The 26046-nt window shown below is 69.4% G+C and carries 23 protein-coding genes; 11 read left to right on the forward strand and 12 right to left on the reverse strand.

Going from position 1 to position 26046, the window contains the following annotated elements; all coding sequences use genetic code 11:
- Positions 1 to 6 precede the first annotated feature (6 nt).
- Both IA22_RS0106080 and ssd read right to left on the reverse strand, forming a co-directional pair.
- Positions 7 to 1155: a TadA family conjugal transfer-associated ATPase gene (locus tag IA22_RS0106080; RefSeq protein ID WP_030122947.1), complete on the reverse strand. Its 1149-nt coding sequence runs from the start codon at positions 1153 to 1155 to the stop codon at positions 7 to 9.
- A complete protein-coding gene (gene ssd, locus IA22_RS0106085) occupies positions 1152 to 2276 on the reverse strand; it encodes a septum site-determining protein Ssd (RefSeq protein WP_037829545.1) in 1125 nt (374 codons plus the stop codon). Before ssd ends, IA22_RS0106080 begins: the two co-directional genes overlap by 4 nt.
- A 512-nt stretch (positions 2277 to 2788) precedes the next feature.
- Here ssd and IA22_RS0106090 point away from each other — a divergent pair.
- A complete protein-coding gene (locus IA22_RS0106090; RefSeq protein ID WP_014155461.1) occupies positions 2789 to 3628 on the forward strand; it encodes an HAD family hydrolase in 840 nt (279 codons plus the stop codon).
- A 461-nt stretch (positions 3629 to 4089) separates the two neighbouring features.
- Here the strand turns inward: IA22_RS0106090 and IA22_RS0106095 are convergent, their stop codons facing one another.
- Entirely contained in the window at positions 4090 to 4914 is an 825-nt protein-coding gene (locus IA22_RS0106095) for a Fic family protein (RefSeq protein WP_015577745.1), read from the reverse strand.
- 102 nt (positions 4915 to 5016) lie between these two features.
- On the opposite strand from IA22_RS0106095, the gene IA22_RS0106100 reads away from it, so the two are divergent.
- Positions 5017 to 6012, forward strand: coding sequence for an ATP-binding protein (locus IA22_RS0106100; RefSeq protein ID WP_014155459.1), 996 nt, complete (start codon positions 5017 to 5019; stop codon positions 6010 to 6012).
- A 29-nt stretch (positions 6013 to 6041) separates the two neighbouring features.
- Here the strand turns inward: IA22_RS0106100 and IA22_RS0106105 are convergent, their stop codons facing one another.
- Positions 6042 to 7367 carry a polysaccharide deacetylase family protein gene (locus IA22_RS0106105; RefSeq protein ID WP_015577747.1) on the reverse strand — a complete coding sequence of 442 codons (1326 nt, stop codon included), beginning with the start codon at positions 7365 to 7367 and terminating at the stop codon, positions 6042 to 6044.
- Between the two features lie 298 nt (positions 7368 to 7665).
- On the opposite strand from IA22_RS0106105, the gene IA22_RS0106110 reads away from it, so the two are divergent.
- The 6 genes from IA22_RS0106110 to IA22_RS37480 all read left to right on the forward strand — a co-directional run bounded on the left by IA22_RS0106110 (position 7666) and on the right by IA22_RS37480 (position 16056).
- Entirely contained in the window at positions 7666 to 10176 is a 2511-nt protein-coding gene (locus IA22_RS0106110) for a SulP family inorganic anion transporter (protein WP_030122949.1), read from the forward strand.
- A gap of 187 nt (positions 10177 to 10363) precedes the next feature.
- Positions 10364 to 12331: an acetate--CoA ligase gene (gene acs / locus IA22_RS0106115; protein WP_014155456.1), complete on the forward strand. Its 1968-nt coding sequence runs from the start codon at positions 10364 to 10366 to the stop codon at positions 12329 to 12331.
- A gap of 435 nt (positions 12332 to 12766) precedes the next feature.
- Positions 12767 to 14206: a Na+/H+ antiporter NhaA gene (gene nhaA, locus IA22_RS0106120; protein WP_051694776.1), complete on the forward strand. Its 1440-nt coding sequence runs from the start codon at positions 12767 to 12769 to the stop codon at positions 14204 to 14206.
- Between the two features lie 39 nt (positions 14207 to 14245).
- Positions 14246 to 14773, forward strand: coding sequence for a phage holin family protein (locus tag IA22_RS0106125; protein ID WP_030122951.1), 528 nt, complete (start codon positions 14246 to 14248; stop codon positions 14771 to 14773).
- Positions 14770 to 15747 (forward strand): alpha/beta fold hydrolase, encoded by a 978-nt coding sequence (locus tag IA22_RS0106130; RefSeq protein ID WP_014155453.1) that lies wholly within the window; start codon positions 14770 to 14772, stop codon positions 15745 to 15747. Before IA22_RS0106125 ends, IA22_RS0106130 begins: the two co-directional genes overlap by 4 nt.
- Before the next feature lie 105 nt (positions 15748 to 15852).
- Positions 15853 to 16056 carry a hypothetical protein gene (locus tag IA22_RS37480; protein WP_015577750.1) on the forward strand — a complete coding sequence of 68 codons (204 nt, stop codon included), beginning with the start codon at positions 15853 to 15855 and terminating at the stop codon, positions 16054 to 16056.
- A gap of 289 nt (positions 16057 to 16345) precedes the next feature.
- On the opposite strand, the gene IA22_RS0106135 is transcribed toward IA22_RS37480, so the two are convergent.
- The 3 genes from IA22_RS0106135 to nth all read right to left on the reverse strand — a co-directional run bounded on the left by IA22_RS0106135 (position 16346) and on the right by nth (position 19336).
- A complete protein-coding gene (locus IA22_RS0106135; RefSeq protein WP_015577751.1) occupies positions 16346 to 17551 on the reverse strand; it encodes a MarP family serine protease in 1206 nt (401 codons plus the stop codon).
- Positions 17552 to 17642: 91 nt separating this feature from the next.
- Positions 17643 to 18380: an NUDIX hydrolase gene (locus IA22_RS0106140; RefSeq protein ID WP_014155451.1), complete on the reverse strand. Its 738-nt coding sequence runs from the start codon at positions 18378 to 18380 to the stop codon at positions 17643 to 17645.
- 59 nt (positions 18381 to 18439) lie between these two features.
- Entirely contained in the window at positions 18440 to 19336 is an 897-nt protein-coding gene (nth, locus tag IA22_RS0106145; RefSeq protein WP_030122952.1) for an endonuclease III, read from the reverse strand.
- A gap of 253 nt (positions 19337 to 19589) precedes the next feature.
- On the opposite strand from nth, the gene IA22_RS0106150 reads away from it, so the two are divergent.
- The gene (locus tag IA22_RS0106150) at positions 19590 to 20264 is read left to right on the forward strand and encodes a Crp/Fnr family transcriptional regulator (RefSeq protein ID WP_014046869.1); all 675 of its coding nucleotides are present in this window, start codon (positions 19590 to 19592) and stop codon (positions 20262 to 20264) included.
- A gap of 116 nt (positions 20265 to 20380) precedes the next feature.
- On the opposite strand, the gene IA22_RS0106155 is transcribed toward IA22_RS0106150, so the two are convergent.
- The 4 genes from IA22_RS0106155 to IA22_RS36375 all read right to left on the reverse strand — a co-directional run bounded on the left by IA22_RS0106155 (position 20381) and on the right by IA22_RS36375 (position 22880).
- A complete protein-coding gene (locus IA22_RS0106155; RefSeq protein ID WP_014155449.1) occupies positions 20381 to 21211 on the reverse strand; it encodes an MBL fold metallo-hydrolase in 831 nt (276 codons plus the stop codon).
- The gene (locus IA22_RS0106160) at positions 21208 to 22134 is read right to left on the reverse strand and encodes an NUDIX hydrolase (protein ID WP_030122953.1); all 927 of its coding nucleotides are present in this window, start codon (positions 22132 to 22134) and stop codon (positions 21208 to 21210) included. The genes IA22_RS0106155 and IA22_RS0106160 overlap by 4 nt, the downstream gene beginning before the upstream one ends.
- Positions 22135 to 22251: 117 nt before the next feature.
- A complete protein-coding gene (locus IA22_RS0106165) occupies positions 22252 to 22722 on the reverse strand; it encodes a RidA family protein (protein ID WP_014155447.1) in 471 nt (156 codons plus the stop codon).
- The gene (locus tag IA22_RS36375) at positions 22722 to 22880 is read right to left on the reverse strand and encodes a Sp36 family protein (RefSeq protein ID WP_014155446.1); all 159 of its coding nucleotides are present in this window, start codon (positions 22878 to 22880) and stop codon (positions 22722 to 22724) included. The genes IA22_RS0106165 and IA22_RS36375 overlap by 1 nt, the downstream gene beginning before the upstream one ends.
- Positions 22881 to 22952: 72 nt before the next feature.
- On the opposite strand from IA22_RS36375, the gene bagA reads away from it, so the two are divergent.
- Together bagA and bagB are read left to right on the forward strand one after the other, a co-directional pair.
- Positions 22953 to 23990, forward strand: coding sequence for an ATPase BagA (gene bagA / locus IA22_RS0106175; RefSeq protein WP_014155445.1), 1038 nt, complete (start codon positions 22953 to 22955; stop codon positions 23988 to 23990).
- Complete coding sequence (bagB, locus tag IA22_RS0106180; protein ID WP_030122954.1) at positions 23987 to 25420, forward strand: ATPase BagB; 1434 nt, start codon at positions 23987 to 23989, stop codon at positions 25418 to 25420. The genes bagA and bagB overlap by 4 nt, the downstream gene beginning before the upstream one ends.
- A gap of 48 nt (positions 25421 to 25468) precedes the next feature.
- On the opposite strand, the gene IA22_RS0106185 is transcribed toward bagB, so the two are convergent.
- Positions 25469 to 25831 (reverse strand): WhiB family transcriptional regulator, encoded by a 363-nt coding sequence (locus IA22_RS0106185; protein ID WP_030122955.1) that lies wholly within the window; start codon positions 25829 to 25831, stop codon positions 25469 to 25471.
- Between the last annotated feature and the right edge of the window lie 215 nt (positions 25832 to 26046).

Raw genomic sequence — 26046 nt, forward strand, 5'->3', positions numbered from 1 at the left:
TCGCCGTCACAGCTGCTCCCCGACCAGCAGGCCGAGCCGCTCCCAACCCCGCTCCGGAACGAACCCTCGGGCGCTCCAACTCAGGGCGGGCACAGTGACGACCAGGCCCGCGGAATCGCGTTCGAGTACATGGACCTCGGACAGGCGCCGCTGCCCGTTCCTGTCCCGGACAAGGTGGACGACTACGGAGAGCGCCGCGGCCAGCTGACTGTGCAGAGCCGCCCGGTCGAGGCCAGCAGCCGTCCCCAGAGCCTCCAGACGTGCCGGAACATGCTCGGCCGCGTTCGCATGCACCGTGCCGCATCCGCCTTCGTGTCCGGTGTTGAGGGCAGCCAGGAGCTCCGTCACCTCGGCGCCCCGGACCTCCCCCACCACCAGGCGGTCAGGACGCATGCGCAGCGCCTGACGCACAAGATCCCGCAGCGTCACCCGTCCGGCACCTTCCTGGTTGGCGGGACGCGATTCCAGTCGCACGACATGCGGGTGATCGGGCCGAAGTTCCGCCGAGTCCTCGGCCAGCACGATGCGTTCCCGCTCACCGACAACACCCAGCAGGCTTGACAGCAGGGTCGTCTTCCCAGCTCCGGTTCCTCCGCTGATCAGATACGAGACCCTGGCCTCTACCAGCGCCTTGAGCAACCGGTCTCCGCCGGGCGGAACCGTCCCCGCCGCCACAAGCTCCGCCAGCGTGAAGGCCTTGGGCCGCACCACACGCAGGGAGAGGCACGTCGAGCCGACGGACACCGGTGGCAGGACCGCGTGCATGCGCGTTCCGTCCGGCAGCCTGGCGTCCACCCACGGCCGGGCGTCGTCCAGCCGGCGCCCCGCCACCGCGGCAAGCCTCTGAGCCAGCCGCCGGACGGCGGCCGCATCCTGGAAGACGACCCGGGTCAGCTCGAGTCCACCACCGCGGTCCACCCACACCCGGTCCGGAGCCGACACCAGCACATCGGTCACCGCAGGGTCGGCCAGCAGCCGCTCCAGCACCCCGGTGCCGACAAGCTCGCCCCTCAGTTCCTCGGCCGCGCCGAGGACTTCCGCGTCACCGAGCAGCCGGCCCTGTTCCCTGAGGGCGGCTGCCACCCCCGCGGGAGTGGGCGCCACACCGCTACGGGCCAGTCGCTGGCGCACGGCATCGAACAACGCGTCGGTCATCGCGTCTCTCCCACCCGAGGCCGGGACAGAGCGCCGTCCGAGCGTGCCGGAGTGTCCGCCAGCTCCCAGAAGGCGTTGCAGAAACGAGCAAGCGTCCCGCGGGAACTCGTGCCCGGGGGCGAGCCGCTGTCCTGGGCCGCGGACAACCCGGTCTCCGGGGGCAGATCGCCGACGAGCGGCAGTCCCAGAGCCTTCGCCACCCAGTGCTCGTCCAGCCCGGCCGAGTAGGGTCCCCGGGCGACGATCCGCAGATCCTCCAGGACCATGCGGACGGACGACGCCACGCGCTGCGCCGCCGCGACAGCTCTCAGCTCCCCGGGCACGACCAGCAGTCCGACATCCAGCTGAGCCAGCGCCTCCGCCACGCTCTGGTCGACCCTCCGCGGCAGATCGACGACCACCACACCGCCGAGTCGACGCGCTGCGGCGAGCACCGATCGCATGGCCTGCGGCGGAACGACCACCTCGTCGTCCCTGCCCCAGCTGAGCACGCGCAGCCCGTGCAACGCCGGCAAGGACTCCTCCAGCGCCCCTCCACCCACTCTCCCCTTCGAACGGGCGAAATCCGGCCACCGCAGGCCCTCGGACATCTCGCCGCCCAGCAACACGTCGATCCCGCCACCCAGAGGATCCCCGTCGATGAGCATGGTCCGCCGACCTGACCTCGCCGCTGTCACGGCGAGCGCACAGGCCAGCGTGGACGCACCGGAACCACCACGTCCTCCGATCACTCCGACGGTGAGCGCCGATCTGCCCACGCCTTCCGCCGCATTGGCGATCTGGTCGACGAGCCACCCTTCGGAATCGGGCAGCCTCAGCACGTACTCGGCACCGATCTCCACCGCGCGGCGCCATACATCAGGATCGTCCTGATCCCTGCCGACGAGCATGACGCCAGGCCTGCGGGCAATCCCACGGCATGCTCCCGCCGCGTCGTCGCCCACCAGAACCATCGGGGCCCTTTCCCAGCCGCCCCTCTCGCCCGGAGGTCCGTGATGGACCTCGGGAACCGCTCCTGCCGCCGCGCACAACCTGAGCAGATCGTCCAGCAGCTCGGCGTCCTCGGTCACGATCAGCGGTCCGCTCCGGCACCCTTCGATGCTCGACGGGCCTTCGCCCATGAAAGATCCAGCCACGATCTCCGCCCCTCCCACTGCCCCTCAGTGCGGTTTCGCGGCGATCTCGAACGCTTCCGAGAGACGCGATTCCGGAACCCGCGGACTTCACGGGTGGAATCACCATGCGACTCCACGGAAAAACATGTGGATCTTGCCCAGAAACTGTGGACACCTCCGACGTTGTGAATAACTCGGTAGCTCGTACAGGGGACTTTCACAGCGCAGCACTTCCGCTACGCAAAGTGACCATGGATGATCGAGTGCGTCGCCGCCAGAAGTGGTCGGTGGAGGCTGACAGGGGAGAGAGTGCCTCGATCCACTGTCTGAAAACCCGTCCGGACATGCGACGACCCCCGCCGGGGGGGAGAGCGGGGGTCGTCCCCACGGCCGACTCGGGGGGGGAGGAGTCGGACCGGGTTAGCACGGTCGCGAACGATCCGTGACTTCCATGGTGTACCCGAGCACCTTCTCAAGCAAACCCACCCACCGGACTTTACGCCGAATGGCGGGCCCCTATGCTCACCTTTGTGGAAAACTGCTTCTCGCCGCGTACAGCAGCCTTCTTTGACCTGGACAAGACGGTCATTGCGAAGTCATCGACACTGACCTTCAGCAAGTCCTTCTACCAAGGCGGGCTGATCAACCGACGCGCTGTACTGCGCACCGCGTACACACAGTTCGTGTTCCTCGCCGGAGGTGCCGATCACGACCAGATGGAGCGGATGCGTGAATACCTCTCAGCGCTCTGCAAGGGATGGAACGTCCAGCAGGTCAAGGACCTCGTCGCCGAGACCCTGCACGATCTGATCGACCCGATCATCTACGACGAGGCGGCGACCCTCATCGAGGAGCACCACACCGCCGGGCGCGACGTGGTCATCGTTTCGACCTCGGGCGCCGAGGTCGTCGAACCGGTCGGAGAACTGCTCGGTGCGGACAGAGTGGTGGCGACCCGGATGGTCGTGGGTGACGACGGCTGCTACACAGGCGAAATCGAGTACTACGCCTACGGCCCCACCAAGGCCGAGGCGATCAAGGCTCTCGCCGAATCAGAGGGTTACGACCTCTCACGCTGCTATGCGTACAGCGACTCGGCAACCGACGTACCGATGCTCGAGTCCGTCGGGCACCCGCACGCCGTCAACCCGGACCGGACCCTGCGACGCGAGGCAGCCCTCAGGGAGTGGCCGATTCTCGTCTTCGACCGCCCCGTTCGTCTCAAGCAGCGTCTGCCCGCGTTCTCGATGCCACCACGCCCCGCACTGGTGGCCGCGGCCGCACTGGGCGCGGCTGCCGTGACCGCCGGACTGGTCTGGTACACCAACCGGCGCCGGGCCTCGACGCTCGCCACCTGACAGACGTGCGGCCGGGCCGACCTCACCCCCGAGCCCGGCAGTGCGGCTCACCACCGCGCAGCCGCCCCCTCGGCAATACTCGTAGTCGCCTGCATTTGAATGCAAAAGTAAAGAAAAGCGGCAGAACCTTCCACTCCCTCTGGTCCAGGAGTACAAAGGATTCAACGGCCCGCGAGACCAGGGACATCCGCGAGGATCACCTTTTACGCACATGAGGCCCCACGGACCGAGCACGGAAGTCGAGCACCCACGCGACGTCGACCCGTCGATTACGGGCCAGCCGCACCAGGTGACGGGCAAAGAACCCGACCTGATGGGCACATATCGAGGACGCTTGGTAACTGGGCGGACGTGCCAGCGGCGGTACCGGAAACGGTACCGCCGCAACCCTTTCCGAAGCCTCTTGACCCACAGGCCCAATCCCTCACACGCGCGGCCCCCAGCCCCCGGAGGAGCGGCACCTACGCCGCGCCGCGTTGCAGCGCCTCACACACCGCCGTCGACTCCCTGACACCCAGTCCGACCGAGCGGCCGCAGTGCGCGATCCATGCGGCCATCCCCTCAGGGCTTCCCGAGACGTATCCCTCGAACGCTGCGACATAGGCCGCGCGTCCCTGCTCCGCATGACCGACCTCGGCGGGACAGATCGACTTCGGGTCGAGGCCGCTACCGATCAGCACGATGCGCTCGGCGGTCCGGGCGACGAGACCGTTGTGCGACGCGAAGGGGCGCAGCGCCAGCAGTTCACCGTGCACCACCGAGGCCGTGACCAGAGCGGGCGCGGAGCCGCCGGCGATGATCAGCTGCGACAGCCCCTCAAGACGTCCGGACACCTCGTCCGCGTCGGGGACGGGCGCCTCGATCAGTGGCTCGTCGACCGGCTCACCGGCCAGCCGGGGCCTGCCGACCGTGTCGTCGGGAGTTGCACCGCCTGCTGCGACAAGATGAAGCCGGGCCAGGACCCGAAGCGGTGACTGCCGCCAGATCGAGAGCAACTGCCCTGCCTCCGCGGTGAGCCTCAGAGCGGCTCCGACGATGCGGGCCTCATCCTCGCCGCTGAAGTCCGTGCGTCGGCGCACTTCCTCGAGATTCCAGTCGGCCCCGGAGAGAGATGCCGAACCGCGGGCTCCACGCAGGGCCGCCTCGGCTGTGACCTCGTTGCTGCGGCGCCGCATGACCCGGTGTCCGTAGACCCTGTCCACGGCCTTGCGTACGGAGTCCACCGCGTCGGCGACCCCCGGCAGGTCCCCCAGGGCGGCAAGCGGGTCCGAAGGAGTCGTACTCATAAGTAGGGAGGCTACGCGCCTAGGGCCCCGATACCGCCAGGGAGTGGCGTTCTTCACGAAGAACGACAGCAGCGAGCGACTATGCGGCTACCCTAGGTGAACATGAAGATCGCTTTCGTGGGGAAGGGCGGCAGCGGAAAGACAACGCTGTCCTCGCTCTTCATCCGCCACCTCGCTGCCAATGAAGCCCACGTCGTAGCTGTGGACGCCGACATCAACCAGCATCTGGGCGCCGCCTTGGGTCTGGACGAGAACGAGGCCGCCGCGCTGCCCGCCATGGGTGCGCAGCTGCCACTCATCAAGGACTACCTCCGCGGGACCAATCCCCGGATCTCCTCCGCCGCGACGATGATCAAGACGACGCCCCCCGGAGAGGGGTCCCGGCTCCTGCGCGTCCGGGAGGACAACCCCGTCTACGACGCATGCGCCCGCACGGTCCGGCTCGACGACGGGGAGATCAAGCTGATGGCCACCGGGCCGTTCACCGAGACCGATCTCGGGGTCGCCTGCTACCACTCGAAGGTCGGGGCGGTGGAGCTGTGCCTCAACCACCTCGTCGACGGCCAGGACGAGTACGTGGTGGTCGACATGACGGCGGGGTCGGACTCGTTCGCGTCGGGCATGTTCACCCGCTTCGACATGACGTTCCTGGTTGCCGAGCCGACCCGGAAGGGTGTCTCCGTCTACCGCCAGTACAAGGACTACGCACGGGACTTCGGCGTCGCGCTGAAGGTGGTGGGCAACAAGGTGCAGGGCGAGGACGATCTCGACTTCCTGCGCTCCGAGGTGGGTGACGACCTTCTGGTCGGAATCGGCCAGTCCGACTGGGTCAGGACGATGGAGAAGGGCCGTCCGGCGCCGTTCGAGCTGCTCGAGGCGGACAACCGGATGGCGCTGCAGGCCCTGCAGAACGCCGCGGAGGACTCGTACGAGCTGCGCGACTGGGAGCGTTACACGCGGCAGATGGTCCACTTCCATCTGAAGAACGCGGAGAGCTGGGGCAACGAGAAGACGGGCGCCGACCTGGCTGCCCAGGTCGACCCCGCCTTCGTCCTGCATGAACACCTCTCGGAACCGAGCGCCGCACAACCGGCCTGAGCCGGAGGGACGGTGCCGCAGGGTGGCCCCTAGTCCGCGCTGCCGTCGGCCGCCCTGCCTGCCGGCTGGTCGGCCGGCCTGGCGGGCACGGGGCTACCCGCGGGCTTCTGGGCCGGAGCGGTCCCTGCGAGGAACGCGCCCCAGCCCGGTTTCGGCGCCTGCCCCACCTTCAGGGTCCCGAGCTTGTCGAGCGTCGCGGGGTCCTGAGCGTCCAGCCAGTCGGCGAGCTGGCGGAAGGAAACGCACTGCACGTCCCGCTGGGTGCAGACCGTCTTGATCGTCTCCTCGATCGCACGCATGTAGGTGCCACCGTTCCAGGATTCGAAGTGGTTGCCGATGATCAGTGGAGCCCTGTTGCCGTTGTAGGCGCGACTGAACGCCTGGAGCAGCCCGTCTCGCATCTGGTTGCCCCAGTACTCGTGCTGCGCCGGATCCCCCTGAGTCGTGCCGGACTGGTTGAACATGAAGTTGTAGTCCATCGAGAGAGTCTCGAAGGCTCGTCCCGGCACCGGGACGAGCTGCAGGGGAAGGTCCCAGAGGCCATCCTTCTTGGCCGGCCAGACCTGGTTGCCGACGCCGCTCGAGTCGTAACGGAATCCCATGGTCCGCGCGGCCGCGACCATGTTCTTCTGCCCCTCCAGACACGGGGTGCGGGCTCCGATCAGCTCCTTGTCGTAGTCGAAGGGGAGCGGTGCCTCACCCTTGAGGGCCGGGGTGTTGGTCTTCCAGCTCTTCACGAACGACTTCGCCTGGCTGATCTCGCTCTTCCACTCTTCGACCGACCAGGTCCCGACTCCCCCCTCCGGTCCGCAGAAGTGCCCGTTGAAGTGGGTGCCGATCTCGTTGCCGTCCTGCCACGCCGCCCGCAGCTCCGTGAGCGTGTGGCGGATCCCCTCGGTGTCGTTGAAACCGATGTCGGAGCGGCCCGCGGAGTGCTGGGGCGGGTCGTAGAGCCCCTTCTTCTCCTCCGGAAGGAGGTACACGCCACTGAGGAAGTACGTCATCCTCGCGTCGTACTTCTTCGCGACCGCACGGAAATGCGAGAAGAGTTTCTGACTGTCCTCACCTGCCCCGTCCCACGAGAACACCACGAACTGCGGGGGCTTCTGACCGGGCCTGAGGCGTTTGGCGACGGGGAGTTTCGGCTGGGCCCCCGTGAACGCGGTCGAACCGTCACCGATGAGGTTGACCGGCCCCTTCGGCGCCGCGGCGGGAGAGTTGCCCTCCGCGCCGGGGGCTGACTTCTCGCCCGCATCGGGAACGGTCCCGGGGCCGGCGTCCGAGCAACCGGCCAGGCCGGCGACGAGTGCCGCGACCACGGCACCCAGTGCGATCCGCTTCGTGGCGGCCATCATCCGTCCACCCTCTTCCTTGCAGGATTCGTGCGTTGAAGTGCCGACACGGCGCCGTCAACCTCACACGCGGCCCCACCGGAATCAGTACGACAAGCCGAATGAAAAGCTGCTTATTCACTTGAAGGGGTGACGCTCTGGGCTATTTGCTCGAAAACATGGACACCATTCTTTACTCTCCATTACGATTCGTTTACGGAGAGTTGGAAATCCCGCCGCTGTGCCCCACCGCTGCACGCCGTGCTCAACGGCCGCCGTCACACACCTACCGCGACCGCGCTGCCCCGGAGGAGACGGGAAAATGTCTGCCTGCGTCCCTACCCGCAACAACCACTCGTCCCGCAGTTCGCGCCCCTCGAGCGACTCGGGAATCAAGCGTCCGCACAGTCCGCCGCCTCCTCACCGCCGGCGCTTCCGCGTCTCGGGTGCGGACCTGTCCGCATCGATCACTGTCTTCCTGATCGCCGTCCCCATGTCTCTCGGTCTCGCCGTGGCCATGGACGCCCCACTCGCCGCCGGCCTCGTCTCGGCCGCGGTCGGCGGAATCGTCGCTGGGCTCCTGGGCGGAACGCCCCTCCAGGTCAGCGGCCCCTCCGCAGGACTGACCGTCGTGACAGCCGAGTTGATCCAGGTCTACGGCTGGCGCACCACGTGCGCGATCACCGTCGGTGCGGGCCTCCTGCAGATCCTGCTGGGATCGCTGAGAGCAGCCCGCAGCGCACTCGCCGTCAGCCCGGCCATCGTTCACGGCACGCTCGCGGGTATCGGCGTGGCCATCGCCCTCGCCCAGTTGCACATCGTGCTCGGCGGGGCACCGGAGAGCTCGGCCCTGGACAATGCGCTGTCGCTGCCCTCGCACCTGGCCCGGTCCGAGCCGGCTGCCCTCGTCATCGGCGCGCTCACGATCCTTCTCCTCATCGTGTGGCCACGCCTGCCCGGACGGATCGGTGGGTCGCTCAGCAGAATTCCTGCGGCGCTGGCCGCAGTGGCCCTCACCACGACTGTCGCAGCTGTGGCCACACCTCGAATCGACCGCGTGGACCTGCCCTCCTGGCGCTCGCACGCAATGCCCGAGCTGCCGCACGGCCCGGTGGCGGCGCTCGCCGCAGCGGTGTTCACGGTGATGCTCGTCGCCAGTCTGGAATCCCTGCTCGCCGCGGTCTCCGTGGACAAGCTCGCCGCCGACCGGTCGACAACGACGGCCAAGGACGGGACCCCGCCTCCCCCACCGGTCAGACGAGCCGACCTGGACCGTGAGCTCCGGGCCCAGGGCATCGCCAACGCGGTGTCGGGACTGGTCGGAGGCCTCGCCGTGTCCGGTGGCGCCGTCCGCAGTTCGGCGAACGTGCGTGCCGGCGCGGAGAGCCGTGCCTCCACCGTGCTGCACGGAGTCTGGGTACTACTGGCCGCCTTGCTGCTGGTCACAGCCCTTGAGTGGATCCCCCTGGCCGCGCTCGCCGCCCTGGTGATGGTGGTCGGCATCCAGATGGTCAACTTCGCCCACATCCGGAAGGTCCACAGGCACCGGGAGTTCCTGGTGTACGGCGCGACCATCAGCGGGGTGATCCTCGCCGGGGTGCTCGAGGGCGTGGCGATCGGCATCGTCGTGGCGGTCGCCGTCGCGCTGCACCGGCTCGCCCGCACCAGGATCACCGTGACGGAACAGGACGGCCGCTACCTGGTGACCGCTCGAGGGCAGCTGACCTTCCTGGCCGTCCCCCGGCTCAGCCGCCTGCTCGGAAGACTCCCCCACGGAGTGGACGCCGTGGTCGAGTTGGACGGCTTCTTCATGGACCACGCCGCGTACGAGACGATCCAGGACTGGTACGCGGCGCAGACCGCGATGGGCGGTCACATCGAGTTCACCGGGCGCTCCGGCGGCCGGATCGCCGAACCGGCGTCGGCGGCCCACTCGTGCTGCCGTCCTTGGACACCGTGGCGCAACCACCACTGCCACGACGGTGGACAGGACACCACAACGACCGTGGCCGCTCCGCCCTCGGACGTCATTCCCAGGATCACCCCCGCCACCACACCCCCGGCAGGCTCATCGAGCCGTCGGCACGGGTCCCATCGACTCCTCAGCGGGCTCAGTTCGTTCCAGCGCACCACCGCGCCTCTCGTCCGTGAGGAGCTGGCCCGCCTCGCCGCCGAAGGGCAGCGGCCGTCACAGCTCTTCCTCACCTGCGCCGACTCCCGCCTCGTCACCAGCATGATCACCGCGAGCGGCCCCGGCGATCTCTTCACGGTGCGCAATGTCGGCAATCTGGTGCCACCGCCGGACACCGAGGGGGCGACGGGTAACGACGACTCCGTGGCTGCCGCGATCGAATACGCGGTGGACGTGCTGGAAGTCGAATCCATCACCGTCTGCGGCCACTCGGGATGCGGCGCCATGCAGGCCCTGTTGGGCGCAGAGCCGCAAACGCCCCGGACACCTCTGTGGCGCTGGCTGCGGCACGGACTGCCGAGCCTGGAGCGCATGCGCTCCCGTCACCACTCCTGGGCGCGCATCGCCGGCCGACTGCCCACCGACGCGGTGGAGCAGCTCTGTCTGACCAACGTCGTCCAGCAGTTGGAACACCTGCGTGCCCATGAGTCGGTGGCACGCAGACTGGCAGCAGGCACCCTGCAGCTGCACGGCATGTACTTCCATGTCGGCGAAGCCCAGGCCTACCTCCTGACCGAGGGCGCCAGTTCAGGAACCGGGCCCGACGAGGTCTTCGCCCGAGTCGCACCCGGTGCGGTATGGGGTGTGGAGTCCGAAGCCGAAGCACTGGAAGCAGCCCCCGGCACCACGGTCGGTGCCTGAACCACTCCCTCATCCGGTCCGTGAGACCTTGTGGTCCCGCTTTCGCACCGCGCAGCGCTGTCTGCGGAAGCGGGACCCGTGAGTTCCGCCGCGCGGGACACAGGTCTAAACCAATTTCCGGCAGACACTTGTCACCTGGCCCGCGGCCTGATGAGCTGTCCCCCGGGACACAACGGACACCCTGGGAATGGGAGATGTCGTGAGCAACGAAAGCTTGGCCAATCTGCTCAAGGAGGAGCGGCGGTTCGCACCGCCTGCCGATCTGGCCGCGAACGCCAACGTGACGGTGGAGGCGTACGAGCAGGCCGAAGCGGACAGGCTGGGCTTCTGGGCCGAGCAGGCCCGCCGCCTCAGCTGGGCCACCGAGCCGACGGAGACGCTCGACTGGAGCAATCCGCCCTTCGCCAAGTGGTTCGCCGACGGCAAGCTCAACGTCGCGTACAACTGCGTGGACCGCCACGTCGAGGCGGGCAACGGCGACCGGGTCGCGATCCATTTCGAGGGCGAGCCCGGCGACAGCCGTGCGATCACCTATGCCGAGCTGAAGGACGAGGTCTCCCGCGCGGCGAACGCACTCACCGAACTCGGCGTGGGCAAGGGAGACCGGGTCGCGGTCTACCTGCCGATGATCCCTGAGGCCGCCGTGGCGATGCTGGCCTGCGCCCGTATCGGGGCAGCGCATTCGGTGGTCTTCGGCGGCTTCTCCGCGGATGCCATCGCAGCCCGCATCCAGGACGCCGACGCCAAGGTCGTCATCACCTCGGACGGCGGCTACCGGCGCGGCAAGCCCTCGGCACTGAAGCCGGCCGTGGACGACGCCGTTTCCCGTATCGACAGCGTCGAGCACGTCCTGGTGGTCCGTCGCACCGGTCAGGACACCGCCTGGACCGAGGGCCGAGACGTGTGGTGGCACGAGATCACCGGCCGGCAGTCGGCCGAGCACACTCCCGAGGCCTTCGAAGCGGAGCAGCCGCTCTTCATCCTGTACACCTCGGGGACCACGGGTAAGCCCAAGGGCATCCTGCACACCTCCGGGGGTTACCTCACCCAGGCGGCGTACACGCACCATGCGGTCTTCGACCTGAAGCCCGAGACCGACGTGTACTGGTGCACCGCGGACATCGGCTGGGTGACCGGCCACTCCTACATCGTCTACGGTCCGCTGGCCAACGGTGCGACGCAGGTCATGTACGAGGGCACACCCGACACGCCCCACCAGGGACGCTTCTGGGAAATCGTCCAGAAGTACGGCGTCACGATCCTCTACACCGCGCCGACCGCGATCCGTACGTTCATGAAGTGGGGAGACGACATCCCCGCGAAGTTCGACCTGACGTCCCTGCGTGTCCTCGGCTCGGTCGGTGAGCCGATCAACCCGGAAGCCTGGATCTGGTACCGCAAGAACATCGGCGCCGACACCTGTCCCATCGTGGACACCTGGTGGCAGACCGAGACCGGCGCCATGATGATCTCGCCCCTCCCGGGAGTCACGCCGACCAAGCCCGGTTCGGCCCAGCGGGCCCTGCCCGGCATCTCCGCAACCGTGGTCGACGACGAGGCCAACGAGGTACCGAACGGCGGGGGCGGCTATCTCGTCCTCACGGAGCCGTGGCCGTCGATGCTCCGCACCATCTGGGGGGACGACCAGCGCTTCATCGACACCTACTGGTCCCGCTTCGAGGGCAAGTACTTCGCGGGCGACGGCGCCAAGAAGGACGAGGACGGTGACATCTGGCTGCTCGGCCGGGTCGACGACGTCATGCTCGTGTCCGGGCACAACATCTCGACCACCGAGGTCGAGTCGGCTCTCGTGTCGCACCCCGCGGTCGCCGAGGCTGCCGTGGTCGGCGCCAACGACGAGACGACGGGTCAGGCCATCGTGGCCTTCGTGATCCTGCGTGGCACCGCCACAGCGTCCGAGGAACTGGTCGCCGAGCTGCGTAATCACGTCGGCACCACGCTCGGTCCGATCGCGAAGCCCAAGCGCGTCCTTCCGGTGGCCGAGCTGCCGAAGACCCGGTCCGGCAAGATCATGCGCCGCCTGCTCCGGGATGTCGCCGAGAACCGCGAGCTGGGCGATGTCACGACGCTCACCGATTCCTCGGTCATGGCTCTCATCCAGACACAGCTGCCCTCGGCTTCGTCCGACGACTAGAGCGAGACGAACAAGCAGGACCGGCGGGACCTGCAAGGACGAACGGACCAGAGGTCCGGACGGCCAGGTCGAAGTGCCCGTCCGCACACCGTCGAGGGGCACCCGGAGCAACCGGGTGCCCCTCCGCGCTGTCCTGGGCGGGGCCCCGCCGAAAGCTGTCGGAGGCCGGGCGTCGCGCGCGGAGAGACAGAGGCGGACGACTCCGGGAACCCCCGCCGAGCGGCGGGCAGCGGATCCGGATACGTTCCCCGTACCCCGGGTACAGTGGTGATCACGTCGAGCAGTACGCGTCCGCAGTCCGGCCACCCGGCGGCTCACGGGCACGTTCACGCCGGTACGTGCCGCCGGTCCGCAGGCAGGTGCGAGGACTCGGCGACAACCGCATAGAAATGTTCACAGGGGCGCCGGGAAGTCTGGTCGGCATGTGTATCCGCCATGCCACCACTGCCGTCATCCGACCCGGAGGTCTCCCTCGTGGTCCCGCCCTCTTCCCCTTCCGGCCGCCGTACCCTGCTCGGCCGGCTATCCCTCCCCGAACGCAACTACGTCGCCGAGGCCCTGCGCACCGAGACGGTGGGCGGCGTCATCCTGCTGGTCGCCGCCGTCACCGCGCTGATCTGGGCCAACACCTTCGGCGCCGCCTACACCTCCGTCAGCGATTTCCACTTCGGCCCGGAAGCGCTGGGACTGCATCTCTCGGTGTCCCACTGGGCCGCCGACGGACTGCTCGCCGTGTTCTTCTTCGTGGCGGGGGTCGAACTCAAACGTGAGCTGGTCGCCGGGGAGCTCCGCGACCCCCGGGCCGCCGCCCTGCCCGTCGCGGCGGCACTCTGCGGCATGGCCGTCCCCGCAGTCGTCTACACGGTCACCACGGTGCTGGGTGACGGGTCCCTGGCCGGCTGGGCCGTGCCCACCGCCACCGACATCGCGTTCGCACTGGCCGTCCTCGCAGTCATCGGTACGTCGCTCCCCGCAGCGCTGCGTGCCTTCCTGCTGACCCTCGCAGTCGTCGACGACCTGTTCGCCATCCTCATCATCGCGGTCTTCTTCACCGAGGACATCGACCTCCTGGCGCTCGGCGGCGCGTTCCTCGGCCTCGCCGTGTTCTACGTACTGCTGCGCACGGGTGTGCGTGGCTGGTACGTCTACGTACCGCTCGCCCTGGTCATCTGGGCCCTCATGTACAACAGCGGGGTCCACGCGACGATCGCGGGTGTGGCAATGGGCCTCATGCTTCGCTGCACCCGGCGCGAGGGAGAGACGCATTCCCCCGGGGAACACATCGAGCACCTCGTGCGCCCTCTGTCGGCGGGCGTCGCGGTCCCGCTGTTCGCCCTGTTCTCCGCGGGCGTCACCCTCAAGGGCGATGCTCTGGCAGGCGTCTTCACCCGGCCCGAAACGCTCGGTGTGGTTCTCGGTCTGGTCGTCGGCAAGACCGTCGGCATCTTCGGCGGTACCTGGCTCGTCACCCGCTTCACCAGGGCCGAGCTGAACAAGGACCTCGCCTGGGCCGATGTCTTCGCGGTGGCCACGCTGGCCGGCATCGGCTTCACCGTCTCGCTGCTCATCGGGGAGCTCGCCTTCGCCGGCGACGACGACATGATCAACGAGGTCAAGGCCGCGGTCCTCATCGGATCCCTGATTGCGGCCGTACTCTCCGGTGTACTGCTCAAACTGCGGGTACGCAGATACAGGGCGCTGTACGAGGCCGAGGAACTCGACGCGGACGCGTCGGGAGTTCCCGACGTCTACGAACAGGACGACCCGGAGTACCACCTGCGCATGGCCGCGATCCACGAACGGAAGGCGGCCGAGCACCGCCGCCTTGCCGAACGGGCGGGGGCAACGAGCAGCAAGCCGGACAGTCCGGCATGATCTGACATCGGATGTACGGAAGAGGAGAGGGAGTCAGGGATGAGCGACCCCGGCAACTACGCGGGCAGCACCGACCGTAGTCTCGGACAGCTGTTCGCTTCGGCGACCGCTGAGATGTCCGCGCTGGTGCACGACGAGATCGCACTGGCCAAGGCCGAGGTGCGTCAGGACGTCAAGCGCGGCGTGATCGGCAGTGTGGCGTTCATCGTCACGGGTGTGCTGATCCTCTTCGCGATCCCCGTGCTGAGTTTCGCCGCGGCATACGGGATCCACAATCTCGGGCTCGGACTGGCCTGGTCGTTCCTGATCGTGGGCGGTGCGTTCATCCTGCTGGGGATTCTGATCGCCCTCTTCGGGCTCGCCAAGTTCAAGAAGGTCAAGCCGCCGGAGAAGTCCATCGCCTCGGCCAAGCAGACCGCGGCGGTCCTGCAGGGCGTCAAGCCGCACCCGCGCCCCGCCGGGGTGCTCGCGATCGAGCAGGCGCAGGGCAGCACGCTCTCGGACAGGGCCATCGAGAACCGTCCTGTCCAGGACAAGGCGGTCTCTGTGACACGCTCGTCCACATGACCGACCCCGATTTCAGCACATCCGGCCCGGTGGGCCCGCTGGGGCCGGCCGCCGGTTCCGGCGGCCCTGTCCGCATCGACGGACCGTGGACTCACCGCGATGTGGCAGCCAACGGCGCACGCTTCCACATCGCCGAGCTGGGCGACGGGCCGCTGGTTCTGCTGCTGCACGGCTTCCCGCAGTTCTGGTGGACCTGGCGCCATCAGCTGACCGCCCTGGCCGACGCCGGTTACCGCGCCGTCGCGATGGACCTCCGCGGAGTCGGCGGCAGCGACCGTACGCCCCGGGGTTACGATCCCGCGAACCTCGCACTCGACGTCACCGGCGTGATCCGTTCCCTCGGCGAACCGGACGCGGCGCTCGTGGGGCACGACATGGGCGGATATCTCGCCTGGACGGCTGCCGTGATGCGGCCGAAACTGGTGCGACGGCTCGTGGTGTCCTCGATGCCGCATCCGCGCCGCTGGCGTTCCTCGATGCTCTCGGACCTCGCTCAGTCCCGGGCAGGTTCGCACATCTGGGGTTTCCAGCGCCCCTGGGTACCGGAGCGTCAGCTCGTCGCGGACGAGGCGGCGTTGGTCGCCCGGATGATCCGCGACTGGTCGGGCCCCCGCACCCAGGAGTTCCCGGACGACGCGACGGTGGACGTCTACCGCCGCGCGATGTGCATCCCGTCGACGGCTCATTGCTCGATCGAGCCGTACCGCTGGATGGTGCGTTCACTGGCGCGTCCCGACGGTGTCCAGTTCAACCGGCGGATGAAGCGCCCCGTCCGGGTGCCGACGCTGCATCTTCACGGATCGCTCGATCCGGCCGTAAGGACACGCAGTTCCGCGGGATCCGGCGAGTACGTCGAAGCGCCGTACAGATGGCGACTTTTCGACGGTCTGGGGCACTTCCCGCACGAGGAGGATCCGGTCGGCTTCTCGACCGAACTCATCAACTGGCTCAAGGACCCCGAGCCCGACCGGTAGTCGAGAGGCACACACGTCCGACGAACAGCCAATTGCCTTCCGCATAAGCCAATTGGCTGACTCGCTCACGATTACCGACCTTGGGTCGGGGGCAGACGTCGGGGTATGGGCTGGACGCGCGACTTCAATGACGCAGCACGCAACCGCCGCTCGACCGCTCCTGCCGGTCCGAGCATTCACGAGGGGGGCGGCTCGCTGAGCCGGGTGCACGATGTGAGCGATTTCCATGAACTCCGGCTGGGCATTCCGCGTATCCTCCACCGCCGTGCCCGCTGGGTCTCGGCGCGCCTGCGCCATCCCCGCGGATGACGCGGAGGCCGTCGGACGACACTCCACACGCCGGGAACCGGATCCGTCGAGGCCCGGTACCCGGCTCCCGCACTCCGTGAATCCGCCTGTACGCGAGATCGACACGGCACAGCGGCAGTCGGTGGCCCGGAGCCACGGCCCCCGCGCCGGCCGGCCACTCCGCATGACAGTGGCCGGCTCGTGACGGTCGCGTCCGGCTGACGGCCTCAGCCACCCGGGGCCGCCCTGCGCGGGCCACGGGTCGGCGGCGTCCGGACGGCGCCCTCGGCGAGCGTCCGGACGCAAGGCGTCAGAGCGCGCACCCCTGGCTGTCGACCTCCTGCGCGGAGGCCCTGCCCAGTTCGATGTCCTCGCGGATCTCGTCGGCCGTCAGCGCGTAACCCGTGTCCGGATCGTCGAGCGACTTGGCGAACACCACTCCGTACACCTTCCCGTCCGGAGTGAGCAGCGGGCCGCCGGAGTTGCCCTGCCGGACGGTCGCGAACAGCGAGTACACGTCGCGCCGCACGGTGCCCCGGTGGTAGATGTCCGGGCCGTTGGCATCGATGCGGCCCCGGATACGCGCGGATCGCACGTCGTAGGCACCGTTCTCCGGGAAGCCCGCGACGATGGCGCTGTCGCCGCTCCCCGCGTCCTTGTCCGCGTCGGTGAAGCGCAGCGGCTGGGCGTCCAGGTCCGGGACGTCCAGCACGGCGATGTCCCGCTGCCAGTCGTAGAGGACGACCTTGGCGTCGTACAGCCGGCCCTCGCCACCGATCTGGACCGTGGGTTCGTCGACGCCGCCGACCACATGGGCGTTGGTCATCACCCGGCGGTCGGAGAAGACGAAACCGGTCCCTTCGAGGACCTTGCCGCAGCCGGGGGCCATCCCGACCACCTTGACGATGGACTTCTTGGCGCGGGCGGCGACGGGGCTTCCGGCCAGCGCCGGATCCGGCGGCTCGACCTCGGTGATGGGCTCGTTGGCGAAGGGGCTGAAGACCTGCGGGAAGCCGTTCTGGGCGAGGACGGAGGAGAAGTCCGTGAACCAGTTGGAAGCCTGAGCGGGCATCACCCGGGACACCCCGAGCAGGACGGAGGAACTCCGGACCTCCTTGCCCAGCGTCGGCAGCGACGTCCCCGCCAGCGCCGATCCGATCAGCCACGCCACCAGGAGCATGGCCACCACGTTGACCAAGGAGCCGCCCGTGGCGTCCAGCGCGCGCGCCGGCGACCACGTGATGTACCGGCGGAGCTTGTTGCCGAGGTGGGTGGTGAACGCCTGCCCCACGGAGGCGCACACGATCACGATCACGACCGCGACGATGGCGGCGGTCGAGGAGACTTCTGATCCGTCGGTCGCCTTGTCCCAGATGGTCGGCAGCAGGTAGACGGCCACGAGGCCACCGCCCACGAACCCGATCACGGACAGGATGCCGACGACGAAGCCCTGGCGGTACCCGATGACCGCGAACCACACGGCGCCGACGAGCAGCAGGATGTCCAGCACGTTCACCGTCTATAGCCTCGCAGATTCGTCACCTGGCCCGTCCGGTTCGACGGGGTCCGGGCCAGGCCCGGAACAGCGCAGCACGGGAGTCAGCCTGTCATGCGCGCCAGTCGAGCGGCACCTGCCTGGTCCTGTCCCAGGGGCGTTCCCACCCGGCGTAGTGCACAATCCTGTCGATCACACCGGCTGTGAATCCCCAGACCAGCGCGGATTCGACCAGGAACGCGGGACCTGGATGGCCGCTCGGGTGGACGACCGTGACACGGTTGGCCGGATCCGTGAGATCCGCCACGGAGGCGGTGAAGACCCGGGCCGTCTCGGCGGGGTCGACGGCGCCCACCGGGCTCGGCGTCCGCCACCAGCCCAGGACGGGAGTGACGACGAAGCCGCTCACCGGGATGTAGAGCCGGGGCAGCACCCCGAAGAGCTGGACACCGCTCGGATCGAGTCCCGTCTCCTCCTCGGCCTCCCGCAGGGCGGCCCTGAGCGGTCCGGTGGTCATGTGGTCGCCGTCCTCGGGGTCGAGGGAGCCTCCGGGGAAGGACGGCTGGCCGGCGTGGGAGCGGAGGGAACCGGAACGCTCCATGAGGAGCAGCTCGGGGCCGCGCTCACCCTCGCCGAAGAGGATCAGGACGGCGGACTGCCGTCCGGCCCCGCTCTCGGGCGGCAGGAAACGGCTGAGCTGCTGCGCCTTCACGGTCCGCGAGGCCCTGGCAACGGGCTCGAGCCAGCCGGGCAGGCCGTGGGCGGTGACGGTGAGCGCGCCGTCGTGGGGCTCGCCCGTCCCGCTGCCCGCCGCGTCCCTCGCGGCCCGTGTGCTCTGTACGTGCGTCATGGGCACCCCCGTCGTTCCAACGCCTGTCGTCGGCGATTTCGTTCCGCGCGGCCGGCCCTTCACCCGGCTCCCAGGGGCGGTGCGGGGCTGCCCGGGTAGTCCGGGGGCGGGCTCAGGCGCTGCCCAGGCCGGCCGCCCATCTCGTACTTCAGGAGCTTCTTCGCCTTCTCGGGATCGGTCTCCCCCTCCCCGTAGGCCGGGCAGAGGCCGGCGATCGGGCAGGCTCCGCAGGCCGGCTTGCGGGAGTGGCAGATGCGGCGGCCGTGGAAGACGACGCGGTGGGAGAGCATCGTCCACTCGCTCTTCGGGAAGATCGCGGCGATCTCGGCCTCGACCTTCTCCGGATCCTCCTGCTCGGTCCACTTCCAGCGCCGGACCAAGCGGCCGAAGTGGGTGTCGACCGTGATGCCGGGCACGCCGAACGCGTTGCCGAGGACGACGTTGGCCGTCTTGCGCCCCACACCCGGCAGCTTCACGAGATCGGCCAGCCGGCCGGGGACCTCCCCGCCGAAATCGTCCCTCAGTGCGGCGGACAGCCCTATGAGGGACCGCGCCTTGGCCCGGAAGAAGCCGGTGGGCCGAATGATCTCCTCGAGCTTCTCGGGGACGGCGGCGGCCATGTCCTCGGGTGTCGGATAGGCCGCGAAGAGCGCCGGGGTGGTCTGGTTGACCCTCAGGTCGGTGGTCTGGGCGGAGAGGACCGTGGCCACCAGAAGCTCGAAGGGATTGCGGAAATCCAGCTCGGGGTGGGCGTACGGGTAGACCTCGGCGAGCTCGCGGTTGATCCTCCGGGCGCGACGGACCATCGCGAGGTGCGACTCCTGCTTCGCAGGCTTGGCCGGCCGCTTCGCGGGTGCGCCGGACCTCTTCCCGGGCCCGGCCGCCGCATTTCCCGCCGCCGCGCCTGTCGCGCGCTTTGCGGCTTTTTCCTTACTCCGTGCACCCTGTTCGCCCACAGCGGAATCCCTGTCTCCCGACACCCCATCAGCCCCCTCGGCCTGCGCTCTCACCGGCGTTCCGGACACCCGGCCAGCCTAGAGCCAGGGGCTGACATCCGCCCCGGTCACCATGCGTCCACGCCCGATCGGCCCCCTGCCGTAGGGTCCGGCACGCCCGTGCGTCAAACTGGTTTGTGATCGATCGCACTGTTTTACCGTCCGGCATCATGGAAACGACGCTTCCCTGAACAGGCCGACAAGGAGAGAACTCGTGGACGACGTTCTGCGGCGCGCCCCGCTTTTCGCGGCGCTCGATGACGAGCAGGCCGCGGAGCTCCGCGCCTCGATGAGTGAGGTGACCCTCGCACGCGGCGACGCGTTGTTCCACGAGGGGGACCCGGGCGACCGCCTGTACGTGGTCACCGAGGGCAAGGTGAAGCTCCACCGCACGTCCCCCGACGGGCGGGAGAACATGCTGGCCGTACTCGGCCCCGGCGAGCTGATCGGGGAGCTGTCGCTCTTCGACCCGGGCCCGCGCACCGCGACCGCGACCGCGCTCACCGAGGTCAAGCTCCTCGGGCTCGGCCACGGAGACCTCCAGCCGTGGCTGAACGCGCGACCCGAGGTGGCCACCGCCCTGCTGCGCGCCGTCGCCCGGCGCCTGCGCAAGACGAACGACCAGATGTCCGACCTGGTCTTCTCCGATGTGCCGGGACGCGTCGCCCGCGCGCTCCTCGACCTGTCGCGCCGCTTCGGTGTGCAGTCGGAGGAGGGCATCCACGTCGTGCACGACCTGACCCAGGAAGAGCTGGCCCAGTTGGTCGGCGCCTCCCGTGAGACGGTCAACAAGGCGCTCGCGGACTTCGCCGGCCGCGGCTGGCTGCGGCTCGAGGCCCGCGCCGTGATCCTGCTGGACGTGGAGCGACTGGCGAAGCGCTCCCGCTGACCGGCACCGTGCGAGCGGCCGCCGTGCGGCCGTGACCGGCCGCCGACAGGCTCAGCCGTCGAAAAGGCCCCACCGCCCGGTGGGGCCTTTCGCGTGCGCACGGCCGCCGGGCCGGATCAGATCAGGCCGTGTTCGGTCAGGTACTCCATCTGCGCCCGTACCGAGAGCTCCGCCGCAGGCCGGAGGGAACGGTCGACATCCGCGTACACCGCCGCCACGACCTCGGCGGGGGTCCGGTGACCCGCCTCCACGGCCGTCTCGACCTGGGCCAGGCGGTGGGCGCGGTGGGCGAGGTAGAACTCGACAGCGCCCTGTGCGTCCTCCAGCACCGGCCCGTGGCCCGGGAGCACCGTGTGCACCCCGTCGTCGACCGTCAGCGAACGCAGCCGCCGCAGGGTGTCCAGGTAGTCGCCGAGGCGGCCGTCCGGGTGGGCGACGACCGTGGTGCCGCGCCCGAGGATCGTGTCGCCCGTCAGCACGGCCCGGTCGGCGGGCAGATGGAAGGAGAGCGAGTCCGCGGTGTGCCCCGGCGTGGGGACCACCCGGAGTTCGAGCCCGCCGGTGGTGATCACGTCGCCTGCCGTGAGCCCCTCGTCGCCCAGGCGCAGTGCCACGTCCAGGGCCCGCACCTTCGTCCGCGTGAGTTCGGCGAAGCGGGAGGCGCCCTCCGCGTGGTCGGGGTGCCCATGGGTGAGCAGCGTGAGCCCGACGCGCCGGCCCGCCTTCTCCACGGTCTCGACGACGGCCCGCAGATGTGACTCGTCGAGCGGCCCCGGGTCGATCACGACCGCGAGGTCGGAGCCCGGTTCCGCGACGATCCAGGTGTTCGTGCCGTCCAGCGTCATCGCCGAGGCGTTCGGCGCCAGGACGTTGACCGTACGGGCGGTGGCGGGCCCGGAGAGGACCTCGCCGCGGGGCTGCCCGGGCAGTGCGGCCGCGTCGCTCATGCGGGGCTCCCGTCCGTGCCGTCGTCCGCGGCGGGAGCGGTGGAGCCACCGGCCGCGGGGACGTGCTTGGTGAACTCGTCGTGCCCGGGCCAGCTCAGCACCAGTTCGTCGCCCTCCATACGGGCCTCAGCCAGCACGGGGACGAGGCTCTGGGAATCCGCCGCCTCCAGCGCCTTTGAAGCCGTCCCGTACGGCCTCAGCGCCCGCAGGGTGGCCACGGTGGGCGGCATCATCAGCAGTTCGCCCCGGTCGTAGCCGTCGGCGGCGTCGCCGGGCCGGATCCACACCGTCCGGTCCGCCTCGGTGGACACGTTCCGGGTGCGCTGTCCCTCCGGGAGCACGGCCACGAAGAACCAGGTGTCGTAGCGCCGCGGTTCGAACGCCGGAGTGATCCAGCGTGCCCACGCGGCCAGCAGGTCGGAGCGCAGCACCAGGCCACGGCGGTCCAGGAACCCGGCGAAGGACAGATCCCGGGCGACGAGCGCCTCCCGGTCGGCCTCCCAGTCCGCACCCGTGGTGTCGCTCACGACGGTGTCGGCGCTCGGCCCGGCGAGCAGGACGCCCGCCTCCTCGTACGTCTCACGGACCGCCGCGCAGACGACGGCCTGCGCCTCCGCGGGCGTGGCGACCCCCAGACGGTCGGCCCAGATCTCCAGGGACGGCCCCGCCCAGCCCACGAGGTGGTCGTCGTCCCGCGGGTCCACCCCGCCACCCGGATAGGCGTACGCGCCCCCGGCAAAAGCCATGGAGGTCCGCCGGCGCAGCATGTGGACACAAGGGCCGACGGCTCCCGGCTCCGAGGGGTCGTCCCGCAGCAGCATCACCGTGGCCGCGCGCCTGGGGGTCACGGCCGTCAGCTCGCCGCTGTCGAGGGCCCGGATCCGGGCCGGCCATTCCGGTGGGTACCACTGACCGTTGGGCATGGCCGGAGGCTATCCGGAACCGAGCCGATGTTCGAGGGGTCCCCGACTCGATGCCTGCCCCGTACATACAAAATCCCGCCCGGTCGCGGGACCGGGCGGGATCAGGGACGTACGGGATCAGGCGTCGACGAGCTCCACCTGGACCTCGACCTCCACCGGGGCGTCCAGCGGCAGCACCGCGACGCCCACGGCGCTGCGGGCGTGCACGCCCTTGTCGCCCAGGACCGCCCCCAGCAGCTCGCTGGCGCCGTTGACGACCCCCGGCTGCCCGGTGAAGTCCGAGGCGGAGGCGACGAAGCCCACCACCTTCACGACCCGGGCGATCCGGTCCAGGTCACCGGCGACGGACTTCACCGCCGCCAGTGCGTTCAGCGCACAGGTCTTGGCGAGCTCCTTGGCCTCGTCCGCCGTGACCTCGGCGCCGACCTTGCCGGTCACCGCGAGTTTGCCGTCCACCATCGGGAGCTGGCCCGAGGTGTATACGTACACCCCGGACCGCACGGCCGGCTGGTAGGAGGCCAGCGGCGGTACGACGTCCGGGAGCGTCAGGCCGAGCTCGGCGAGCTTCGCCTCGACGGCGCCCGCCACTACGGCTTCACCCGCTTCAGGTAGGCCACGAGCTGCTCGGGGTTGTTCGGGCCGGGAACGACCTGGACCAGCTCCCAGCCGTCCTCGCCCCAGGTGTCCAGAATCTGCTTGGTCGCGTGCACGAGAAGGGGCACGGTCGCGTATTCCCACTTGGTCATGGAGCCGACTGTAATGCCTGGCACACACGGCCTCGTGCGTAGGCTGCCCGCCGACTGGTTAGGCTCGAAGGCGTGAGCAGGTTCCAGGTCGTCAGCGGCAAGGGCGGGACCGGTAAGACCACGGTCGCCGCCGCACTCGCGCTCGCCCTCGCGACCGAGGGCAGGCGCACGCTCCTCGTCGAGGTCGAGGGCAGGCAGGGCATCGCCCAGCTCTTCGAGTCCGATGCCCTCCCCTACGAGGAACGCAGGATCGCCGTGGCCCCCGGCGGCGGCGAGGTCCACGCGCTGGCGATCGACGCCGAGCGCGCCCTCCTGGACTACCTGCAGATGTTCTACAAGCTGGGCAGCGCGGGCCGGGCGCTGAAGAAGCTCGGCGCGATCGACTTCGCGACCACCATCGCACCGGGCGTCCGGGACGTCCTGCTCACCGGCAAGGCGTGCGAGGCCGTGCGCCGCAAGGACAAGCAGGGAAGGTTCGTCTACGACTACGTGATCATGGACGCACCCCCCACCGGCCGCATCACCCGCTTCCTCAACGTGAACGACGAGGTTGCGGGACTGGCCCGGATCGGCCCGATACACAATCAGGCGCAGGCCGTGATGCGCGTGCTCAAGTCCCCCGAGACCGCGGTCCACCTGGTGACGCTCCTGGAGGAGATGCCGGTCCAGGAGACCGCCGACGGCATCGCCGAGCTGCGGGCCGCCGAACTGCCCGTGGGCCGGGTCGTGGTGAACATGGTCCGGCCCCACCTGCTGGACGAGGACGCGCTGCGCACCGCTTCGGGGGGCCGCCGCAAGGAGATCGCGAAGACGCTCACCCGGGCCGGGGTCAAGGGTTCCGCGGCGCTGGTCCGACCGCTCGTGGAGCAGGCCGCCGAGCACGCCCAGCGGGTCGGCCTGGAACGCGAGCAGCGCGCGGTGCTGGCGGGACTCGGGCTGCCCCTGGCCGAGCTCCCCCTGATCAGCGAGGGAGTGACTCCGGCGGCACTGAACGAGCTGGCGGAGGAGTTCCGCAAACAAGGGGTCGGCGACGAGAGCGCGGACGCGGCGGGGCAGACGCCCGGAGGCGGGAACCGGCGCGGCTCCGCAGGAGGGGTGGTGGGGTCATGACACCGATCACGGACGTCATGCCGGGGCTGGAGACGGACGCGCTCCTGGACGACCCCGGCATCCGCATCGTCGTGTGCTGCGGTTCCGGTGGCGTGGGCAAGACCACGACCGCGGCCGCACTCGGGGTGCGGGCGGCCGAGCGGGGCCGCAAGGTCGTCGTCCTCACCATCGACCCGGCCCGCCGGCTCGCCCAGTCCATGGGCATCGACCGGCTGGACAACGTCCCGCGCCGGGTCGAGGGCATCGAGGGCGAGGGCGAGCTGCACGCCATGATGCTCGACATGAAGCGCACCTTCGACGAGACCGTCGAGGCGCACACGGATGCCGAGCGGGCCCGCGCGATCCTGGAGAACCCCTTCTACCAGTCGCTGTCGGCCGGGTTCGCGGGCACGCAGGAGTACATGGCGATGGAGAAGCTCGGGCAGCTGCGGGCCCGGGACGAATGGGACCTGATCGTCGTGGACACCCCTCCGTCCCGCTCCGCGCTGGACTTCCTGGACGCGCCGAAACGTCTCGGCTCCTTCCTGGACGGAAAGTTCATCCGACTGCTGATCGCACCGGCGAAGATCGGCGGACGGGCAGGGATGAAGTTCCTCAACGTCGGCATGTCGATGATGACGGGGACGCTCGGGAAGCTGCTCGGCGGTCAGTTCCTTCGTGACGTGCAGACCTTCGTCGCGGCCATGGACTCCATGTTCGGCGGATTCCGTACCCGGGCCGACGCCACGTACAAGCTGCTGCAGGCGCCCGGTACGGCGTTCCTCGTGGTGGCGACGCCGGAACGGGACGCGCTGCGCGAGGCGGCGTACTTCGTGGAGCGGCTGGCCGCCGAGGAGATGCCGCTCGCCGGCCTGGTCCTCAACCGGGTGCACGGCAGTGAGGCGGCGAGGCTCTCCGAGGAGCGGGCGCTGGCGGCAGCAGAAAATCTTGAAGCCGTCGGCATTGTGGATCAGACCGCAGGGAAGGCTGGCCTTGGTGACCCGGCGGACCCGGTGGCCGCCACCTCTCCCGAAGCCCCGGAGTCGCGCCTCTCCCCCGAGCGCAGCAACGACCCCGCACCCGAGCCGCCCCAGCAGGAGCCGCCCTCGCACGACCGGACGTCGCGCAGCCCAGAGCCGCACAGCAGTGGCCGTAAGTCGGCCAACCTTTCCGTGCCGCCGACACAGACGGAGGCGGACACCGATGTCGCGTCCGTCGCGGACGAGACGTCCGCGGACGTGTCCGTCGAGCAGCTGACCGCGGGCCTGCTGCGACTGCACGCCGAGCGGATGCAGGTCGTGGCGCGTGAGCAGCACACGCGCGACCGGTTCACCGCGCACCACCCCGAGGTCCCTGTGACCGAGGTGGCCGCGCTGCCCGGTGACGTGCACGACCTCTCGGGCCTCAGGGCCGTCGGAGAGCTGCTGGCGACCGGCTCCGCCCAGGCCTGAGCCGCGTAGTGGCGCTCGGGGGCCTCCCCACAGGCTGCCCACCAGGCATCACCCCACGGCGGCGAACCTCTCGTGCAGCTCGTCGTCGTGCAGACCGTCGTCCAGCCCCACCGCTGCGGGCAGCATGCCCGTGGACCGCTCGTACTCACTCCGCGCGGTCTCCAGCAGGCGACGCCAGGACGTCACGGTGGGCCGTCGGCGCAGCAGCGCGCGGCGTTCCCGCTCCGTCATCCCGCCCCACACGCCGAACTCGACGCGATTGTCCAGCGCGTCGGCCAGGCACTCGGTACGCACCGGGCATCCGGTGCACACCGCCTTGGCCCTGTTCTGCGCTGCCCCTTGTACGAACAATTCATCCGGATCGGTAGTGCGGCAGGCTGCCTGCGCACTCCAGTCGGTTACCCAGCCCATGCCGGCGCCGTCCTCTCCCGAATCGAGGCTCCCCCACGGCGGTAGCGGCATATTCACCGCTGCCAGTTGAGGACGTTACGGAAGGTGGCGACAGCACAACACCCCCTTCGGGCCCAATCTTGAATGGCCCGAACGGACTATGCGTACGCGGCAGATCACCCAGAGGAGTGACGCAGGGACATAACTGACCGACCCGACTGGATCGGGATGAAAAC

The sequence above is a fragment of the Kitasatospora papulosa genome, from assembly GCF_000717245.1.
Classification (GTDB): domain Bacteria; phylum Actinomycetota; class Actinomycetes; order Streptomycetales; family Streptomycetaceae; genus Streptomyces; species Streptomyces papulosus.

Bases quoted from the DNA above. Each gene is read 5' to 3' on its own strand.
- IA22_RS0106160 (WP_030122953.1), bottom strand. From the start codon at position 22,134: ATGCCCAACGGTCAGTGGTACCCACCGGAATGGCCGGCCCGGATCCGG.
- IA22_RS0106140 (WP_014155451.1), bottom strand. From the start codon at position 18,380: ATGACGCACGTACAGAGCACACGGGCCGCGAGGGACGCGGCGGGCAGC.
- IA22_RS37480 (WP_015577750.1), top strand. From the start codon at position 15,853: ATGGGCTGGACGCGCGACTTCAATGACGCAGCACGCAACCGCCGCTCG.
- acs (WP_014155456.1), top strand. From the start codon at position 10,364: ATGGGAGATGTCGTGAGCAACGAAAGCTTGGCCAATCTGCTCAAGGAG.
- ssd (WP_037829545.1), bottom strand. From the start codon at position 2,276: ATGGGCGAAGGCCCGTCGAGCATCGAAGGGTGCCGGAGCGGACCGCTG.
- IA22_RS0106080 (WP_030122947.1), bottom strand. From the start codon at position 1,155: ATGACCGACGCGTTGTTCGATGCCGTGCGCCAGCGACTGGCCCGTAGC.
- IA22_RS0106185 (WP_030122955.1), bottom strand. From the start codon at position 25,831: ATGGGCTGGGTAACCGACTGGAGTGCGCAGGCAGCCTGCCGCACTACC.
- IA22_RS0106100 (WP_014155459.1), top strand. From the start codon at position 5,017: ATGAAGATCGCTTTCGTGGGGAAGGGCGGCAGCGGAAAGACAACGCTG.
- IA22_RS0106130 (WP_014155453.1), top strand. From the start codon at position 14,770: ATGACCGACCCCGATTTCAGCACATCCGGCCCGGTGGGCCCGCTGGGG.
- IA22_RS0106125 (WP_030122951.1), top strand. From the start codon at position 14,246: ATGAGCGACCCCGGCAACTACGCGGGCAGCACCGACCGTAGTCTCGGA.
- nhaA (WP_051694776.1), top strand. From the start codon at position 12,767: ATGCCACCACTGCCGTCATCCGACCCGGAGGTCTCCCTCGTGGTCCCG.
- IA22_RS0106110 (WP_030122949.1), top strand. From the start codon at position 7,666: ATGTCTGCCTGCGTCCCTACCCGCAACAACCACTCGTCCCGCAGTTCG.
- IA22_RS36375 (WP_014155446.1), bottom strand. From the start codon at position 22,880: ATGACCAAGTGGGAATACGCGACCGTGCCCCTTCTCGTGCACGCGACC.
- IA22_RS0106095 (WP_015577745.1), bottom strand. From the start codon at position 4,914: ATGAGTACGACTCCTTCGGACCCGCTTGCCGCCCTGGGGGACCTGCCG.
- IA22_RS0106155 (WP_014155449.1), bottom strand. From the start codon at position 21,211: ATGAGCGACGCGGCCGCACTGCCCGGGCAGCCCCGCGGCGAGGTCCTC.
- IA22_RS0106090 (WP_014155461.1), top strand. From the start codon at position 2,789: ATGCTCACCTTTGTGGAAAACTGCTTCTCGCCGCGTACAGCAGCCTTC.
- bagB (WP_030122954.1), top strand. From the start codon at position 23,987: ATGACACCGATCACGGACGTCATGCCGGGGCTGGAGACGGACGCGCTC.
- IA22_RS0106105 (WP_015577747.1), bottom strand. From the start codon at position 7,367: ATGATGGCCGCCACGAAGCGGATCGCACTGGGTGCCGTGGTCGCGGCA.